A 16,069-nucleotide genomic window follows, 5' to 3' on the forward strand; every position below is an offset into this window, starting at 1 on the left:
GCTCTCGATCTGCGCCCGGAGCACATCGACGACCGGGTCACCGCCCACTTGGAGGCCAAGCGCGGTCGCGTGACGGCCTACCGGGCCGTTTCCACGCTGCGCAACGAAGCCCCTCCCCGGGTTCTCAATATGACATCCATGTAACCATTGTGACTGTCCATCACGTCTTATCAATACAGTGACTGAACTGTCGGACGGGTTGGCGGAGGTACGGTGCGGACTGCTCGCGGTGTGACCGGGGTGCTGGCGGTGGGAGTCGCGTCGGCACTTGTCCTGAACGCGGGATGTTCCACCCCCAGGAGCAGACCCGCCGCCACCGGCACCATGCCCGCGAGCCCCACGCCCTCGGCCCCCACCGAGACCCCGGCCCCGCCCCCCACGCCCACGCCGACCTGGGACGGCCAGGTCAAGCTGCTCGGCGACGGCTCCACCTCCGACACCGGCCCGCAGCCCAAGCAGCCCAAGCCCGAGCGGCTGAAGCCCGGGGAGAAGCCGCCGCAGTTCGTGGTCCTGTCCTGGGACGGCGCCCTGGAGGGCGACGACCGCCTCTTCTCCAGCTTCCGGAAGCTGGGCGTGGAGAACAACGCCCAGATGACATTCTTCCTCTCCGGCCTCTACCTCCTCCCCAAATCCAAACGCGCGCTCTACCGCCCCCCGAAGCACGACGCGGGCTCCGCATCGATCGACTTCGCCACCAACGCCCACATCAAGGACACCCTGGAGCAGCTCCGCCTGGCCTGGCTGGACGGCAACGAGATCGGCACGCACTTCAACGGGCACTTCTGCGGCCCGCAGCCCGGCGGGGGCGGTGACTGGTCCAACGAGGAGTGGACGTCCGAGCTCGACCAGGCGATATCCTTCGTCACCAACTGGCGTACCAACACCGGCTACAAGGACCTGCCGCCGCTCCCGTTCGACTACACCAAGGAGCTGGTCGGCGGCCGCGCCCCCTGCTTGGAGGGCCAGAAGAACCTGCTGCCCGTCGAGAAGGCCAAGGGCTTCCGCTACGACGCCAGTTCGCCCGGCGAGTTCCAGGTGTGGCCGGTGAAGAAGGAAGGCGTCTGGAACTTCCCGCTGCAGTTGCTGCCGAACCCCGGCACGTCCTCCCAGAACCTCTCCATGGACTTCAACTACCTGGCCGGCCAGTCCGGCACCACCACGAACGGCGACCCGAAGAAGTTCGATGCCTGGGAGAAGGCGACCCGGGACAGCTACCTGGCGGGCTTCGAGCGGGTCTACAACGGCAGCCGGGCCCCGCTGTTCATCGGCAACCACTTCGAGGCCTGGAACGGCGGCATCTACATGCAGGCGATCGAGGACGTGATCAAGAGCGTCTGCAAGCGTGCGGAGGTCCGCTGCGCCTCATTCCGCCAGGTCGCCGACTGGCTGGATGCCCAGGACCCGAAGGTGCTGGACCAGCTGCGCCGGCTGGACCCGGCACAGCCGGCGGACTGGTCGCGGCTGGTGAAATGACGACCGCCGGGCGGCCGCGGGACCGCAGCCGCCCGGTCCTCCTACCGCCCGCCCGCCGCTTTCATGTACGTGCTCCAGATCCGGCCGGGCAGCGTCGAGTCCGGGGTGTCCGGGCCGGCCCCGCCCAGTCCTTCGAGGGACAGCAGCTTCATGTCCCGCAGGTCGGCCCGGAAGACCGTGACCGCCGTGGTGAGCTGCCCGCTGTAGCCGACCGCCCACCCCACCGTGCGATCCGGGGTGGTGCCGGGTTTCGCTGCCGGATCGGACCCCGCTTCAGCCGCCCAGCCGGCGCTGCCACCGCGGACCGCGCCCTTGAGGGCCGCGTCGACCTCGGCGGCGACGGCCGGTGACAGTGCTTGGACGGCGGTGGGCAGGCGCAGCGTGAGCGGCTCGCTGTTGCGGGTGATGCGGAGAACGGAGTACGGGTCGGTGCGGCTGCCGCCGGCGGCGAAGGCGGTGTAGGCGTCGGCGGTGCGGATGGCGCTGGGGGTGGAGTTGCCGACGGCGAAGCCGGGACTGAGTTCGCCCATGATGCTGGGAAGGAGGCCGAGGGCGGCGGCGGTCGTCTGCACCCGTTCGAGGCCGATGTCCACGCCGAGTTGCATGATCGGCCCGTTGACGGACTGCTCGACGGCTCCGCGCAGGGTGACCTGGCCCCAGTCGCGCTTGCCGTCGTTGGCGGTCTTGGCGATCTTGCCGTCACGCCCCCAGTACGGGCCTTCCGGGGTCATCACGTTCACCCCGTTGTCCCCGTTGTAGGTGGTGCCGGAGGTCACCGGGGTACGGGTGGCGCCCCGCACGCGTTGCACGCCCTGGTCGAGTCCGGCGGCGTAGACCAACGGGGCGAAGGCCGAACCGAGCGGCACTGTGGAGGTGTTGGCGTTGTTGAAGCCCTGTTTGAGGTAGTCGGGGCCCCCGTAGAGGGCGACGATCCGCCCGTCGGGGGCGACGGAAGCGGCGCCGACCTTGAGGAACTTGTCGGTGTCCCGGGCGCCGGGGTCGATGCCCTTCGTGGCTTCCTGGACGGCGGCGGCGAGGGCGGTGACCCCGGGCTTCTCGAAGGTGGTGTAGATCTGGTGGCCGCCGAGGTCGAACTCAGCGGGGGTGATGTCGGTGTGGCTCTCCATGTAGGACTTGGCTATGTCGACCAGGTAGCCGACCTGACCGCCGAGGCCGGCGGACTTCGGCTGCGGCTTCGGTTCAGGGAAGACGGTGTACCGGGCACGGTCGGCGCGGGAGAGCTTTCCGGTGTCGACCATCCGGTCCAGGGTCCAGGCCCACCGTTCCTCGGCCCGGTCGTGGTTGGCCGTGCTCAGTGCCGGGTCGTACCGCCCGGCTCCCTTGAGCAGGGCGGCGAGGAAGGCGCCCTCGCTGACGTCGAGCTGCGAGACGTCCTTGCCGTAGTAGGCCGCGGCGGCGCGCTGGATGCCGTAGCTGCCGCGACCGAACCAGCTGCTGTTGAGGTAGCCCGCGAGGATGTCGTCCTTGCTCATCCGGTCGTCGAGCTTGACGGCGATGACGGCCTCGCTGAGCTTGCGGGAGAAGTCCTGACGCTGGTTGAGGTAGATGTTCTTGACGTACTGCTGGGTGATGGTGGAGCCGCCCTGGGTCTCGCCGCCGGAGACCAGCTTCCAGAGCGCGCGGCCGATGCCCTTGGCCGAGATCCCGGGGTCCGAGTAGAAGGTCTCGTTCTCGGCGACGAGCACGGCCCACCGCACCGGTTCGGGGACGCCGTCGAGCGGCACCTCCTGCCGGTTGGTCTCGCCGATGCGGGCCATCTCGGTGCCGTCCGCCCAGTAGTAGACGTTGTTCTGCTGGACGGCGAAGGCGTTGAGGTCCTCGGGCACCTGCGTGACGGTGTAGAACCAGACCAGCCACCCGGTCGGGCCGAGGACGCCCAGCAACGCCGCCAGGAGCAGTTGCCGCCAGGAGGGGAGCCAGCGCCGGACTCCGCGCCGCCCCCTGCGCGGGTAGTCGACCCACCGCAAGGACCGCCGCAGCGGCAGCCGCCACCGTCGACGTCCGGGCTTCTCTTCCTCGGCCCCGCCACCTCGATGTGCACGCACAGTCCGTTCTCCGCTTCGTTCGTGGGTACAGAACCCCGTCGAAGGGATAGATGCCGTGAGGTCGGACCACGACAGCAGTCGGGCGGTGTGATGATGGTCATACCGGCACGCCCCTGGCAGCCATAAGGCCTGGAGAACAACGGATTTGACGACCCGTCTGGTCGATGGGGCCGTGCCGCCGGAACCCGGACGGCCCGCCCCGCCCCGGGTCCGAGTCCGGGGCGCGGGATCGACCGCTCTCCGGTCGTCCACCAGGTCAGGGGCAGTCGCGCGGGGAGTCCGGAGGTCGTCTCGACTCGCGCGGCCAGGTCGGTCGGGATCGGCACGTCGAGCCGTACCGCGGTCGGTGTGCAGCGGCCGGTCTCGATTTCGGGTGTCGCGAGGGACACGAGGAGGGCGCAGGAGACTGGCCGGCCGACGCGGTCGGACCTGCCGTCGAACTTCCACCAGCCACCGGCCGGGTGGACCCGCCAGGGCTCCGCAGTCGGCGAACTCGGCCGCGGCGCCGTTCCAGATGTCGGAGCGCAGCCCTCCCACGAGCCCCGGCCAGAGCCTGACGTTCAGCCGGGCCCTGGACCTCCTCCACCCCCTCATCGCGACAAGGACCGGAACCTGCCCCACCTGCCGACAACCCATCCCCCGTGCAGGCCAACGACACCACCTGACAAGGCGCTACAAGGCCGGGTGTCGGGTCGTGATCAATCCGTGGGATTCGCCCTCGCGGACGGGTCTGATCAGGAAGTTCATGTCGTGTGACGCGAGTGCAACTGACTGATGCGGGCTTGGAGTTCATCGCCGCGCTGCTCGGACGCTCCGGGGGCGGGAAACCCAGCAAGATCGACGGCGGCGGCGCCCCCAAGTGCCGCCCGCTGGTGTTCGTGCTGACCGAGGGACAGGCGGCCGACAGCCCGCAGTTCATCCCTGTGCTCAAGAGACTGCGGGTCCGCGGGCCGGTCAGCCGTCCCCGCACCCGGCCCGACGCGGTCGCCGGGGACAAGGCCTACGCGTCCCGCGGCAACCGCACCCACCTGCGTCACCGCGCGATCAAGGCCGTCATCCAGGAGAAGAAGGACCAGGCCGCCAGCCGGAAGAAGCAAGGCGGCCGGGACGGTCGCCCGCCGACTACCTCGCCGGCCTCCACCTCCGTGGCGCGATGATCTGGATCGACGACCCCCGCCGCACGTCGCGGACGCCCGCCGGAGCTTGTCGCACAAGCCCGGGTGCGGGCAGGCCGCCGCCCTCAGGCCTGCTGCTGGGGCGGCGGGTTGTCGAGGAGCAGGTCGTGGCCGACGTCGGTGAGGGTGTGGCGGACCCGCTTGCCCTCGCGGCGGGTGGCGATCAGGCCGGCCGTGCGCAGGGCGGCGGCATGGGCCGAGGCGGAGGGCGGGGTGACGCCGAGCCGCTGGGCGAGCTCGGTGGTGGAGCAGGCGCTGCCGGCGATGGCGCGCAGGACGCGGGCCCGGGCGGGGCCGAGCACGGCGGCGAGGCCGTCGGCGGCCGGTGTCCGGGCCGCAGGCTCGGCGGTCGGGGTGGCGATCGGGTGCAGCAGCAGGCTCTGGCGGCCCGGCCCGGCCAGCAGGCTGATGCTCCGCTGGACGAAGTAGTTGGGCCGCAGTTCCAGGCCCCGGCCGCCGAGCTCGAAGGAGCCCTCCAGTTCGCCGAGGGTGCACTCCAGTACCCCGTCGTCCCGCCAGACGGCCTTCGGGTGGAGCGAGTTGAGCATCTCGCCGATCCCGGAGCGGGCGGCGGTGCGGGCCCGGACGGCGATGTCGGCCTCCAGGGCGCGGCGGATGTCGGGCCAGTCCGGGGCGAGGCAGGACCGGAACAGCGCCCAGGCGCCGTCGCTGACCTCGCGCAGGCCCCGGCTGCCGTCCTCGCGCAACCGGGCCAGGGCGGCGGGGACTTCCGGGCCGCTGCCGAACATCGCGACACCCTCCTCCACGGCCTGCTCCGGGACGGAGAGGAGCGCGTCGAGCTCGTCGGTCAGTTGCCGGCGGACGGCGTCGAGGTCCGCCACCATGAAGTCGGGGACGCCGACCGGGCTCGCGTTGACCACCTCCAGGAAGCGCACGGCCCGGTGGGGCACGTGGCGGCGGACGTCCCGCCACCAGCGCTCGCCGCGCGACCCGCTGCCCTGGTGAACGCCCAACCGGGCCGAGCCGGCCATCAGGTGGTCGAACGGGGATATGACGAACCGGGTCCTCGCGAGGTCCGTGACCCCGAACCTCAGTGCGATCACGAACCTTCCTCCGGTTCCCCGCAGCCGTCCTGACCTGCCGCGTTGTTGACTATTAGGCCCAGAGGCTAATGCATGGCCGTCCGGCCGTCCCCGTTGGCATGCTCTCTCCCGTCGGCGCGACTGAGGCCCGCTCCGGCCCCCACCACGAGGGGAGTGGGGGCCGGAGCACGATCCTCGACCGGGCGTTCGTGGGACCGAACGCCCGGTGTCGCCCGGTGAAGCGCACCCGACCTGACAGATCGCTACCAACTGATCGTTTCAGGATGCCGCTCGACGGAGACCGCGGAAGCCTCTATGTGACAATCGCTCCGAGGGTGGACCGTGCCGACTGGTAGTTGGTGGTCTTCGCCAGGGCTTGTGAGGTGCCCGATGCCCTTGTCCCTGATGACCCGTGTGAGGCGTAGGGCCCCACTGTCGCCACCGCAGCCCGAGCGAAGGCACCGGCGCACCTGTCGGTGCGCGGCCTCACAGACGCGGACCTGCCGGCCTGCGGCTGGGCCGGCTCCCCGCAGCACGTGCGCGAGATCGTCCACCAGATCCGCCGAGCCGAGGCGGGCGAGGTCGACTACCTGACGGTGTGCACGCCGGTCGGGCTCCCGGCGGCGGTCGGCGGCATCGACTACACGGTCGAACCCGGCGCCGGCACGCTCTGGCAACTCGGCGTCCACCCGGCCCTGCAGTCCCGCGGGATCGGCACGCTGCTGATCCGCTCCGCCGAGCAGCGGATCCGCGGGACGACTCGGCGCCGAGGATGCCTTCCGGTCCGCCGCCGCCCTGCTGGACGCCTACGCCAACTCGCTCTACCGCTCGGTCAAGAACCACCGCGGCGGCAACCCGCTCGCCGGCCACCTCGACGCAGCGGCCAGTGTCGGGTTCCTGCTCGACCTGCTCTTCGCCCTGGACCGCCGACCACGCCCCTACAACAAGTACCCGGCCTGGGAGGGGGCTGACCGACCGGACGCTCGCCTGGCAGACCGTCGAGTTGCTCGCCCGGGAGACCGGGCGGGACGCCCGGACGGTGCCGGTCCGGCCGGAACTGGTCGTCGAGGTCGCCTTCGACGGCCTCCAGCGCAGCCCCTGCTGCCCCGCCGGGCTGGCCCTGCGGTACGCCCGGGTGGTGCGCTACCCGCCGGACAAGAGCGCCGCCGAGGCCGACACGGTGTTCTCCGTACGGGAGTTGACCACCGCCGAAGGCTTGTGAGGCCGTCCGCGCGGCCGGGTCCGCCGACCCGTCCGGCGAAGTACCGCAGGTTGAAACGCATTGCACCGCAATGGGGGTTCACACGCAGGGGCCGAATCAGCCATTCCCGATCCGGCCACCGTACCCCTCCGTGAACGGACCAGCGACGGCTAGGTTGACCGTGACAACGAGAGGCGGCCGCCGGGCAGTCGGCGCCGCCCTGGCGAAAGGTGCCCGACATGCAGGTGAGCGTCGACCGGGACCGTTGCTGCAGCTCCGGCATGTGCGTGACGAACGCCCCCGCGGTCTTCGACCAGGACGACCGGGACAGTCTCGTGAGGCTCCGTCAGACCGTCCTGCTGCCCGAGCAGTTCGACGACGTCAGACTCGCCGCCGAGCTCTGCCCGGGCCGGGCGATCACCGTCACCGGGGACGAGCCCGCGCGGACCGGGGCCTGACGGACCCCCGCCGCCGGCCCCGCAGGCCGCCGGGAACCTTCCCGGGCCCCGAACCCCACGAGAACACCCGCGACGTGAGGAGACCCCCGCCTTGACCACCGCACCCACCACCCCCGTCCTCCCACTGCCGGCCCGGCACTCCGGCGGCTGCCCGTTCGGCCCGCCGCCCGCGTACCCCGAGGCCGCCGCCACCGGGCCGGTGACCAGGGCCGAGCTGCCCGACGGCGACCTCTGCTGGCTGGTCACCGGCTTCGCCGAGGTCCGCACCGTGCTGTCCGACCGCCGGTTCAGTGCCGACATACGCCACCCGGCCTTCCCGCTGCTGGTCGCCGGCGCTCGCGAGCTGATCACCGACAATCCGGACTTCCTGCGGCTCGACGACCCCGAGCACGCCCGCCAGCGCCGCATGCTCACCGGGGAATTCCTGGTCAAGCGGGTGGAGGCGCTGCGCCCGGAGATCCAGCGGATCGTGGACGAGGCACTGGACCGGATGACCGCGGACCGGACCACGGCCGACCTGGTCACCGACTTCGCGCTGCCGGTGCCCTCCCTGGTGATCTGCCTGCTGCTCGGCGTGCCGTACGAGGACCACGACCGCTTCCAGAGCCTGAGCCGCACGATGCTCAACCGGGAGAGCACCGTGGAGCAGCTCCGGGAGGCCCAGGAGGGGGTCCTGGACTACCTGCGCGACCTGACGGCCCGCAAGCGCGCACAGCCGGAGGACGACGTCCTCAGCCGACTCGCGGCGCGGGACGACCTGACCCCGGACGACGTGGCCGCCATGGGCGTGCTGCTGCTGATCGCCGGGCACGAGACGACCGCGAACATGATCTCGCTGTCGACCGCGCTGCTGCTGGAGCACCCCGAGCAGATCCCCGGCCTGGCCGACCCGGCCACCCTGCCGGGCGCGGTGGACGAGCTGTTGCGGCTGCTGACCATCGTGCACACCGGCCTGCCCCGGGTGGCGCTGGAGGACGTGGAGCTGGGCGGCGTCACCGTCCGGGCCGGGGAGGGCGTGATGGCGATGCTCTCCACCGCCAACCGGGACGAGGCGGTGTTCGGCGGCGCCGGCCATCGGGCGACGGACGAGCTGGACCTGGACCGGGACGCCCGGCGGCACCTGGCGTTCGGCTTCGGCGTGCACCAGTGCCTGGGCCAGCCGCTGGCCCGCGCCGAACTCCAGATCGCCCTGGAGACGCTGTTCCGCCGGCTGCCGGGGCTGCGGCCGGCCGGCGAGCGCGAGTTCCGTACCGAGTCGTTCATCTACGGGATGCGGTCACTGCCCGTGACCTGGTGAGCGGGGCCCGAAGGAGAACTCTCACTGGAGTACCGGGCGGAGCTGTCCAGGCGATCATGTGCGGAGCCGGAGGACGAGAGCGGCCGCGGTGACGGTGCCGAGGTAGACGTATCCGCGCTTGTCGTATCGGGTTGCGACCGCTCGGGCGTGCGTGAGCTTGTTGATGGCCCGTTCGACGGTGTTGCGCTTCTTGTCCTGCTTCTCATCGAAGGCCGGTGGGCACCCGCCCCGTGAGCCTTCGCGCAGGCGGGCGGCCTGACTGTCCGCCTTCCCCGGGATCGTGTGCCGGATGCCGCGCCTGCGCAGGTAGGCGCGGCACGCGCCGTTGCTGTAGGCCTTGTCGGCGGCCACGCTGTCGGGCGTCTTCCGGGGCCTGCCCGGCCCTGTCCGCGGGACACGGATCTTCTCCAGTTCCGGCTCGAACCGCGTGCGGTCCGCCCGCTGCCCCGGTGTGACGACCAGGGACAGCGGGCGGCACCGGCCGTCCGCGCTCAGGTGGACCTTGCTGGTGAACCCGCCCCGCGAGCGGCCAAGGCCCTCGCCTCCACCATCACCTTCACCAGGCGGGCGACGAGGCTCTGCCACGGCGTCTCGCCCTGGTGTTCCCCGGGCCCAGCCCCCTTTGAGGCCAGGGCCGACGGCGGATCGGTCCGGGCGCAGGCCGCGTGCTGGTGGGCCCGCACGATCGTGGAGTCGACCGAGACGTCCCAGTCGATGTCGCCTGCCGCGTGCGCTTCGGCCTGGGAGGCGTTGTGGGAGATGCGGGCGGTGTTGGACGGTGAGCTGCGCGGGGTGTACGAGAACCGCCGAACCAAGGTGGCGAGTTACCCGCGCGAGTGGCTGGTCACGAAGCGGGCGCACCTGTCACCGAGCGCCTACGCCGGCTACGTGGCGTGGGTCGAGCGCGACCTGATCCCGGCGTTCGGCCACATCCGGCTGCTCGACCTTCGTCCCCATCACGTTGACGAGTGGATCGCCGCCCAGCTGGAGGCCGGGCGCGGCCGCGTCCACGCTGCGCAACGCGCTGAACGACGCCGTCTCCTCCTGGCGGCTGCGCTACAACCCGGCCAAGCACTCCGTCCCGCCAAAGCCCCGCGCCGCCGAGCGTACCTGCTGGACTCCGGAAGAGGCCGCGAGCTTCCTGCGGCACAACGCCGAGCAGTACGCCGAGCAGTACGCCGAGCAGTACGCCGACCAGCTCACCGACCGGTTCGAGGTCATCCTTGGTACTGGCTTGCGCCGCGGCGAGGTCCTCGCCCCGCACTGGTCGGACGTCCACCTCATGGACCGCCGGCTCTTCGTCCGCTGGACGCTCGCCGCCGTCAACAACAACGGCCTGGCCTTCGGCCGGCCCAGGACCGAGGCCGGCCGAGCCTGGATCAGCCTCTCCCCCAGAGAACGGGAATTTCGGGGTCACGCCGCCCGACAGCCTATTATCGCTTCCTGGGCCTGCGGACCTGATCCCAGGCTCACCAGGTACGGAGAGGCGTCACCCGGCCTGCTGCCGATGCGTACCCGAGGAAACACGTGAGCACCGTACAGTCGACCCCCGTCCCGCAGGTCCTTCATGAGGCCGGCCGCCGACGGACCTTCGCCGTGATCAGCCATCCGGACGCGGGCAAGTCCACGCTCACCGAGGCGCTGGCACTGCACGCGCGGGCGATCACTTCTGCCGGTGCGGTGCACGCCAAGGGTGACCGACGCGGCGTGACCAGCGACTGGATGGAATTGGAACGCGAGCGCGGTATCTCGGTGACCTCGGCCGCATTGCAGTTCGGCTATCGCGGGCACGTGATGAACCTGGTCGACACCCCCGGCCACGCCGACTTCTCCGAGGACACCTACCGGGTGCTGGCCGCCGTCGACTGCGCGATCATGCTGGTCGACGCGGCCAAGGGCCTGGAGGAGCAGACCCGCAAGCTGTTCGCGGTCTGCCGCCATCGCGGCGTCCCCGTGATCACCTTCATCAACAAGTGGGACCGGCGCGGCCAGGATGCACTCACCCTGCTCGAGGACATCGAGACGCACCTCGGGATCACCCCCGTCCCGGTCGTCTGGCCGGTGGGCAGCGCGGGCAACCTGCGCGGCCTGGTCGAAGCGGGGAACACCGAGCAGATGCTGCGCTACACCAAGGTGCCGGCCGGCACGCACGCCGCCCTCGAGGAGCAGCTCACCTCCGAGAAGGCCGCCGAGCAGGAGGGCGAAGCCTGGACGACCGCGCTGGAGGAACTGGAGCTGGTGCTCTCGTCCGGCCCCGGCTACGACCAGGAGGCCTTCGAGGCCGGCAGGATCAGCCCGGTCTTCTTCGGCGCCGCGCTGACCAACATAGGTGTGAAGCTCCTGCTCGACGCCGTGGTCGACCTCGCTCCGGCTCCCGGGCCCCGCCAGCTGGCCAAGGGCGGCAGCCGCGAGGTCGGCGAGGAGTTCTCCGGCCTGGTGTTCAAGATCCAGGCGAACATGGACCCGGCCCATCGCGACCGGATCGCCTTCGTCCGAGTCTGCTCCGGCGTCTTCGAGCGCGGCATGCACGTCACCCGGGCGGCCAGCGGCCGCTCGTTCGCAACCAAGTACGCGCACACCGTCTTCGGAGCCGAGCGCACCGTGGTCGACACCGCGTACCCCGGCGATGTGGTCGGCCTGATCAACGCGAGCGCGCTGCGGGTCGGCGACACCCTCTTCACCGGCAAGAAGACCGAGTTTCCCCCGTTGCCCGCCTTCGCCCCCGAGTACTTCGCGGTGGCACGGCCCAAGGACATCAGCCGGTCCAAGCAGTTCCGCAAGGGCGTCGCCCAACTCGACGAGGAAGGCGTGATCCAGGTGCTGGTCTCCGACCGGCGTGGCGACCAGGCGCCGGTCATGGCCGCGGTCGGCCCGATGCAGTTCGATGTGATCCTGCACCGGATGGAGCACGAGTTCTCTTCCCCAATCGCCCTCGACCAGCTCTCCTACCGCTTGGCCCGGATCACTGACGCCGACGGCGCCGCTGCCCTGGCCAAAGCCCGCCTGATCAGCGGCGAGGTGCTCACCCGCCGCTCGGATGGCGTGCTGCTGGCCTTGTTCGCCGACAAGTGGCAGCTGAACGCCTTCCAGCGCGCCCACCCCGACATCCTGCTCCAGCCGCTGATCGCCACGGCGGACTGATCGCCGACCTCTCGGCCCGGCGGCCGCCGTCGACAAGCTGCTGCGCGGCCTGCTCGGGCAGTGGGCCGACTGGCAGCAGTCGCTCGGCGGGCTGGGCCGCGCGCTCACCACGGCAACCGAAGGCCGACCGCTACCCGGGTGAGCCACCGACGCCGGCCGGACCGAGGACGTCGGGTGGCGCCAGGGCCGCCCCGCGCTGCTCGAGGCCGTCGGACGCCACCACCACGCTCACCTGCTCGCCGCCATCGTCGGGCTCGGCGGTGAGCTGGAGCTCCCAGCTACCCGCAACGGGCGCTTCAGGGGCGCGGTCGTCCCAGAGGGCTGCGCGGTCAGCGCCGGCGGCCGCCGATGCGGCGGTCGTCGGCCAATGCGGTCAGCGGGCCGTACTCGCAGGCAAGCTCGTTCCACGTCAGCACCTCGCCACAGCGGGCCGGGTACTCCTCCGGGTTGAACTCGGGCATGGTCCAGGTGCCAGTGCCCCGGTCCCGCAGCCACAGGTCCCCGTCACCGTCGACCACAGTCGGCGGGACCGGTACGGGCTCGGCCTGATCGGTGGGCTCCCAGGTGACCCGGCCCGGGTGGGAAACGCGGCGCAGCTCGGTGGTGGCCAGCCGCGCGGCCAAGTCACGGGCGGACTCTTCGACGTCCTTGACCGACGCGAGTCGGAATGCGTCGTCGAGTACGGGCAGGGCTGGATTCTTGCTGCGCTTTGAACTCATACGCTGACTTACCTCCGGTGGGGGGCGTCACATCCGTTATGGCACCCCGTAGAGGAACACGGTATCCGAGACGGGAGCCAGGCCGGCTACGCCCTTTCAAGAGCACCTCTTCCTCCGGCCCTCACCGTTCCTCCGACCCTCACCGCGACGGTCTTCAGCCAACGCAGCAGGAGGCGGTTTGGAGCTTCCCTCCGCGGGGGCGACTCCGAGGGGCCAAAACCCCGCGACCTTCCTGCAGCACGGCGCCGAGCAGTACGCGGACCAGCTGACCGATCTGTTCGAGGTCATGCTCGGCACCGGCATGCGCCGCGGTGAGGTCCTCGCCCTGCACTGGTCGGACATCCACCTCATGGACCGCAAGCTCTACGTCCGCTGGACCCTCGCCGCCATCGACAACGGAAAGATCCACCTCCGCGAGGCCAAGACCGAGGCCGGCCGCGCCTGGGTCAGCCTCTCCCCCAGAGTCATGGCCGCCCTCCACCGCCAGGCCGCCATCCAGATGGCCGGCGACCCGGAGGGCCTGCCTGAGGGCCTGGTCCTCGCCCACGCGGACGGATCGCCCCTGCGGCCGCGGTGGGTCCTCAACCGGCTCACCCAGCAGCTGGTCGGTACCCTCTCCCAGCCGGCGGGCATGCCGCTGGTCGCCTACCGCGACGGCGAGGTGTTCGTGCTGCGCCTGGACCCGCCGGGCATCGACCCGAAGACCATCGACCTGGACGTGGAGCGCAACGTGCTGAGCATGCGCGTGCCGGTCAGCGAGAAAGCCCGCCCCCGCAAGATCACCATCACGGCCAAGGCCGAACGCGACGCGATCTCCGCCTGACCCCGGGGCGCGGCCGGGACCCCTTCCCTCCGCACACCGGGCCTTGGTGCGCCGCCCCGGGGCACCCCTCGGTGACGCCGATGAACGCCACCTCGGCGCGGCTGGCCGCGAGCGGGGTGGCCGGCGTGGTCCACCGCCGGCCACCTCGCGTCCTGGTGCGGTCGCGTTCGCCGCCGGGCGCGCGCACGGTTGACCCATGGGCATCGTGGTTCTGCTGGAACTGGTCGAGCCGCTGGACTCGCTCGTCCTGGGGATCGGCGGCGATCAGGTCGATGCCATGTCGGTGCGGCGGGTCCATGCCGCATCCTCGGAGCCGGGCGCCTCCGGCGGCCCGGCGGCGCTGACCGCGTGCGGAATGGACACCTCGGCCATGGTGGTCGACCGGTGGAGCCCGCAGCGGCCGGGACAGAGCTGGTATCCGCCGCGCTGGGCCGGGTACGTCTGCCTGACCTGCGACGCGGCCGCCCGCGCCTTCTGATCCGGGAGTGTGGCGGGCCGGCTCGGCCTAACGGGCTCCCGGCGGGCGGTCGCCGTGCTGCCCGGTGGTGTCGATGGCATCGCGCAGGGCGGGCAGGTCGGTGAGGGCGGCCTGTTCGGCGAAGCGGGCCAGCAGCCGGCGCAGGACCCGCTCGTCGCGGTCGCGGACGGCTTCGGCGATGGCCGCCGCCAGCGACGCCTGGGTATGGGGGTCGGGGGTGTGCACCCGCCGCGCGGCCTGCGGCCCTTCCACCGCTCGCCTCCCGTTCGTTCGTCGTCCTGGCCGCCGGACGCGGCACCCTCCGTCCTGGCGCGGCTGCGGCGACCCGCCGCCCCGCCCTGTGCGGGGCGAAGACTACCTGCCCGACCGACACCGAAAAATCTATGCCCGCTGGAGTAGACATTGCCGCACACCGTGGTTAGTGTTTCTCTCGTAGACGAGATCAAGCGGTACCCGCCAGACACGAACTGGCGGGCAGCAGGACAGAAGTTCGCAGGTCGGCACGGTTGCAGGGCCCTGAAGCCAGGGATGGTGCAGTAAGGCGACAGGACCGGTGGCCGGGCCTGGCGGCCCGCAGGTATCAGGGGCCGCCGCACAGCGGTACCGCGGTTCAGCAGGAGCAGTACCCGTAGTGAGAAGGACGCAGGACGCGCCGGGCAGGTGGGCGTGAAGAAGGTGACGCAATAAGGCGGCGCGGTAGCGGAGTCCCGAAGCCACGGCAGGTGCAGGACGGCGACGGGACTGGCGACCGGGCCAGGCGGCCCGCAGGTATCAGGGGCCGCCACCGAGCGGTACCGCATGCCGGTAAGTGCATGACCAGCAGGTGAAGTCGAGTTGGGCAGTACCGGCAGTCGCAGTACGCGGTATCCCAGTGAAGGCGCCCAAGACTGCGGGCGCGCGTGCTGGGAGTCCGGCAGTGGGGTTCCAAGCCGAGCGGTTGAGCAGGACGGGCGACGGGGCTGGCTGCCGGGACCGGCGGACCGCAAGGACCGTCACAGCAGTACCGGGTAGTTGGCACTACCACGCAGTTCGCAGTACCAGCAGTACCGCAGTTCCGAGCAGGTCGCAGTACCCGGCAGTTGGAAGTACCCGCAGTTCGCAGTAATCGGCCAGTCCAGAGGATGAACGGAGGGGACAGAGCGCCATCAGGATCGCCCGGCCCGTGAGGCAGTCACCCGGGCGGATTCCGAAGACCCCCAAGGCAAGGACGGTGGTTTCCGGTCACGCATACGCGATCCCCGCACGCCCCCACCCCCGGGGCGAGGCGGACATAAGGAAGTCGGCCACAGGGCCGGCAGATGGTGTAAAACCCTTCGGGGCCCCGGGAGCCGTTATGGCCCCGGGGCCCCTCAGCGCGTCCCCCGACACAACAAGAAGAGGTGCAGTGACCACGGCAACCATCCGACCGCATACCCCCGACCCCGTCAGCTCGTTCGACGACGACGACTACCCCGCCTACACCATGGGCCGCGCCGCCGAGATGACCGGCACCACCCCCGGCTTCCTGCGCTCCCTAGGCGAGCAGGGCCTCATCACCCCCCTGCGCTCGGAGGGCGGACACCGCCGCTACTCCCGCTACCAACTACGGATCGCCATGCGCGCCCGCGACCTCGTCGACCAGGGCACCCCCATCGACGCCGCCTGCCGCATCATCATCCTCGAAGACCAACTCGAAGAAGCCCTGCACATCAACGAACAGCTCCGCCGCTCCCAGCACGGCCAGGAACCCGCCGCCGACACCTGACCCAGCCATCCAGGCCGACGAAACCGGCCCGCGGTGAGCGATACCGTGCTCACCGCAGGCCGCCCCGGGCACGAGTCCCCCAGTTCCGGTTCGCCGGCCGACCGTTCTCCACCGGCCCGGCCGCCCGACACCTGCCCCACCGGCACGGACCGGCCCCGGGCTACCTGGTACGACGGCTCGCCGCCCCGTGGAAGTACACGCCCAGTTCATCCACTACCGTTCTGCCCGGGTCATGACGCGTGCCCCGCGGCGTGGGCCCGGGCCCGGCCTACTTTCCGTTGACCGGACCGAGCCCACGCTCCCACCGCACCGATCACCGCCCCCGACGGCCACTGGGTGACCGCCGCGGCGCTGCACTAGGGAGCGTATTTGGTCGTGATCAAGGGGTCTTGGTGAGGTCTTTGATCCAGATCATCGAGGCGCGGAGGTGGAGGCCGGCGAGGTAGCTCTC

At 71.1% G+C, this 16,069-nt stretch carries 15 protein-coding genes and 4 pseudogenes; 13 read left to right on the forward strand and 6 right to left on the reverse strand.

Annotation, left to right across the window (positions count from 1 at the left end):
• Window positions 1–324 precede the first annotated feature (324 nt).
• Window positions 325–1,473 (forward strand): hypothetical protein, encoded by a 1,149-nt coding sequence (locus tag ACIQTO_RS32550; RefSeq protein ID WP_402395747.1) that lies wholly within the window; start codon window positions 325–327, stop codon window positions 1,471–1,473.
• 41 nt (window positions 1,474–1,514) lie between these two features.
• Here ACIQTO_RS32550 and ACIQTO_RS32555 read toward each other — a convergent pair whose 3' ends face one another.
• Window positions 1,515–3,539 carry a transglycosylase domain-containing protein gene (locus ACIQTO_RS32555; protein ID WP_402395750.1) on the reverse strand — a complete coding sequence of 675 codons (2,025 nt, stop codon included), beginning with the start codon at window positions 3,537–3,539 and terminating at the stop codon, window positions 1,515–1,517.
• A 797-nt stretch (window positions 3,540–4,336) separates the two neighbouring features.
• Between ACIQTO_RS32555 and ACIQTO_RS32560 the strand changes: the two are divergent.
• Window positions 4,337–4,725: pseudogene (locus ACIQTO_RS32560) on the forward strand (transposase); the annotation flags it as partial.
• Window positions 4,726–4,779: 54 nt separating this feature from the next.
• Here ACIQTO_RS32560 and ACIQTO_RS32565 read toward each other — a convergent pair.
• Entirely contained in the window at window positions 4,780–5,778 is a 999-nt protein-coding gene (locus ACIQTO_RS32565) for an ArsR/SmtB family transcription factor (RefSeq protein ID WP_402395752.1), read from the reverse strand.
• 575 nt (window positions 5,779–6,353) lie between these two features.
• On the opposite strand from ACIQTO_RS32565, the pseudogene ACIQTO_RS32570 reads away from it, so the two are divergent.
• From ACIQTO_RS32570 to ACIQTO_RS32590, 5 genes and pseudogenes are all read left to right on the forward strand, one after another.
• Window positions 6,354–6,452: pseudogene (locus ACIQTO_RS32570) on the forward strand (GNAT family N-acetyltransferase); the annotation flags it as partial.
• Between the two features lie 61 nt (window positions 6,453–6,513).
• A pseudogene (locus tag ACIQTO_RS32575) lies at window positions 6,514–6,720 on the forward strand (hypothetical protein); the annotation flags it as partial.
• 40 nt (window positions 6,721–6,760) lie between these two features.
• The gene (locus ACIQTO_RS32580; protein WP_402395755.1) at window positions 6,761–6,979 is read left to right on the forward strand and encodes a hypothetical protein; all 219 of its coding nucleotides are present in this window, start codon (window positions 6,761–6,763) and stop codon (window positions 6,977–6,979) included.
• A 218-nt stretch (window positions 6,980–7,197) separates the two neighbouring features.
• Window positions 7,198–7,416, forward strand: a complete 219-nt coding sequence (locus ACIQTO_RS32585; RefSeq protein WP_402395758.1) for a ferredoxin — start codon at window positions 7,198–7,200, stop codon at window positions 7,414–7,416.
• Window positions 7,417–7,507: 91 nt separating this feature from the next.
• Window positions 7,508–8,713 (forward strand): cytochrome P450, encoded by a 1,206-nt coding sequence (locus ACIQTO_RS32590; protein ID WP_402395760.1) that lies wholly within the window; start codon window positions 7,508–7,510, stop codon window positions 8,711–8,713.
• Between the two features lie 54 nt (window positions 8,714–8,767).
• Here the strand turns inward: ACIQTO_RS32590 and ACIQTO_RS32595 are convergent, their stop codons facing one another.
• Both ACIQTO_RS32595 and ACIQTO_RS32600 read right to left on the reverse strand, forming a co-directional pair.
• Window positions 8,768–9,298, reverse strand: coding sequence for an IS5 family transposase (locus ACIQTO_RS32595; protein ID WP_402395762.1), 531 nt, complete (start codon window positions 9,296–9,298; stop codon window positions 8,768–8,770).
• A complete protein-coding gene (locus ACIQTO_RS32600) occupies window positions 9,205–9,528 on the reverse strand; it encodes a hypothetical protein (protein ID WP_402395780.1) in 324 nt (107 codons plus the stop codon). The genes ACIQTO_RS32595 and ACIQTO_RS32600 overlap by 94 nt, the downstream gene beginning before the upstream one ends.
• On the opposite strand from ACIQTO_RS32600, the pseudogene ACIQTO_RS32605 reads away from it, so the two are divergent.
• From ACIQTO_RS32605 to ACIQTO_RS32615, 3 genes and pseudogenes are all read left to right on the forward strand, one after another.
• Window positions 9,473–9,628 (forward strand): annotated as a pseudogene (locus tag ACIQTO_RS32605) (hypothetical protein); the annotation flags it as partial. The gene ACIQTO_RS32600 and the pseudogene ACIQTO_RS32605 sit on opposite strands and share 56 nt — an antisense overlap.
• A 46-nt stretch (window positions 9,629–9,674) precedes the next feature.
• Window positions 9,675–10,244: a hypothetical protein gene (locus tag ACIQTO_RS32610; protein ID WP_402395783.1), complete on the forward strand. Its 570-nt coding sequence runs from the start codon at window positions 9,675–9,677 to the stop codon at window positions 10,242–10,244.
• Window positions 10,241–11,854 carry a peptide chain release factor 3 gene (locus ACIQTO_RS32615; RefSeq protein WP_402395765.1) on the forward strand — a complete coding sequence of 538 codons (1,614 nt, stop codon included), beginning with the start codon at window positions 10,241–10,243 and terminating at the stop codon, window positions 11,852–11,854. The genes ACIQTO_RS32610 and ACIQTO_RS32615 overlap by 4 nt, the downstream gene beginning before the upstream one ends.
• A gap of 329 nt (window positions 11,855–12,183) precedes the next feature.
• Here ACIQTO_RS32615 and ACIQTO_RS32620 read toward each other — a convergent pair whose 3' ends face one another.
• The gene (locus ACIQTO_RS32620; protein ID WP_402395768.1) at window positions 12,184–12,573 is read right to left on the reverse strand and encodes a hypothetical protein; all 390 of its coding nucleotides are present in this window, start codon (window positions 12,571–12,573) and stop codon (window positions 12,184–12,186) included.
• Between the two features lie 178 nt (window positions 12,574–12,751).
• On the opposite strand from ACIQTO_RS32620, the gene ACIQTO_RS32625 reads away from it, so the two are divergent.
• Both ACIQTO_RS32625 and ACIQTO_RS32630 read left to right on the forward strand, forming a co-directional pair.
• Entirely contained in the window at window positions 12,752–13,396 is a 645-nt protein-coding gene (locus tag ACIQTO_RS32625; protein ID WP_402395770.1) for a tyrosine-type recombinase/integrase, read from the forward strand.
• A gap of 196 nt (window positions 13,397–13,592) precedes the next feature.
• Entirely contained in the window at window positions 13,593–13,874 is a 282-nt protein-coding gene (locus ACIQTO_RS32630) for a hypothetical protein (protein WP_402395772.1), read from the forward strand.
• A gap of 27 nt (window positions 13,875–13,901) precedes the next feature.
• On the opposite strand, the gene ACIQTO_RS32635 is transcribed toward ACIQTO_RS32630, so the two are convergent.
• Window positions 13,902–14,126, reverse strand: a complete 225-nt coding sequence (locus ACIQTO_RS32635) for a hypothetical protein (protein WP_402395775.1) — start codon at window positions 14,124–14,126, stop codon at window positions 13,902–13,904.
• Window positions 14,127–15,336: 1,210 nt separating this feature from the next.
• Here ACIQTO_RS32635 and ACIQTO_RS32640 point away from each other — a divergent pair.
• Complete coding sequence (locus tag ACIQTO_RS32640; protein WP_328959228.1) at window positions 15,337–15,618, forward strand: MerR family transcriptional regulator; 282 nt, start codon at window positions 15,337–15,339, stop codon at window positions 15,616–15,618.
• Window positions 15,619–16,069 lie beyond the last annotated feature (451 nt).

It is taken from the genome of Kitasatospora sp. NPDC091207, from assembly GCF_044768625.1.
Taxonomy (GTDB): domain Bacteria; phylum Actinomycetota; class Actinomycetes; order Streptomycetales; family Streptomycetaceae; genus Kitasatospora.

What these genes read in the sequence shown, in the direction of transcription:
- ACIQTO_RS32550 (WP_402395747.1), top strand. Translation starts at nt 325, where the DNA reads ATGCCCGCGAGCCCCACGCCCTCGGCCCCCACCGAGACCCCGGCCCCG.
- ACIQTO_RS32585 (WP_402395758.1), top strand. Translation starts at nt 7,198, where the DNA reads ATGCAGGTGAGCGTCGACCGGGACCGTTGCTGCAGCTCCGGCATGTGC.
- ACIQTO_RS32620 (WP_402395768.1), bottom strand. Translation starts at nt 12,573, where the DNA reads ATGAGTTCAAAGCGCAGCAAGAATCCAGCCCTGCCCGTACTCGACGAC.
- ACIQTO_RS32630 (WP_402395772.1), top strand. Translation starts at nt 13,593, where the DNA reads ATGGGCATCGTGGTTCTGCTGGAACTGGTCGAGCCGCTGGACTCGCTC.
- ACIQTO_RS32640 (WP_328959228.1), top strand. Translation starts at nt 15,337, where the DNA reads ATGGGCCGCGCCGCCGAGATGACCGGCACCACCCCCGGCTTCCTGCGC.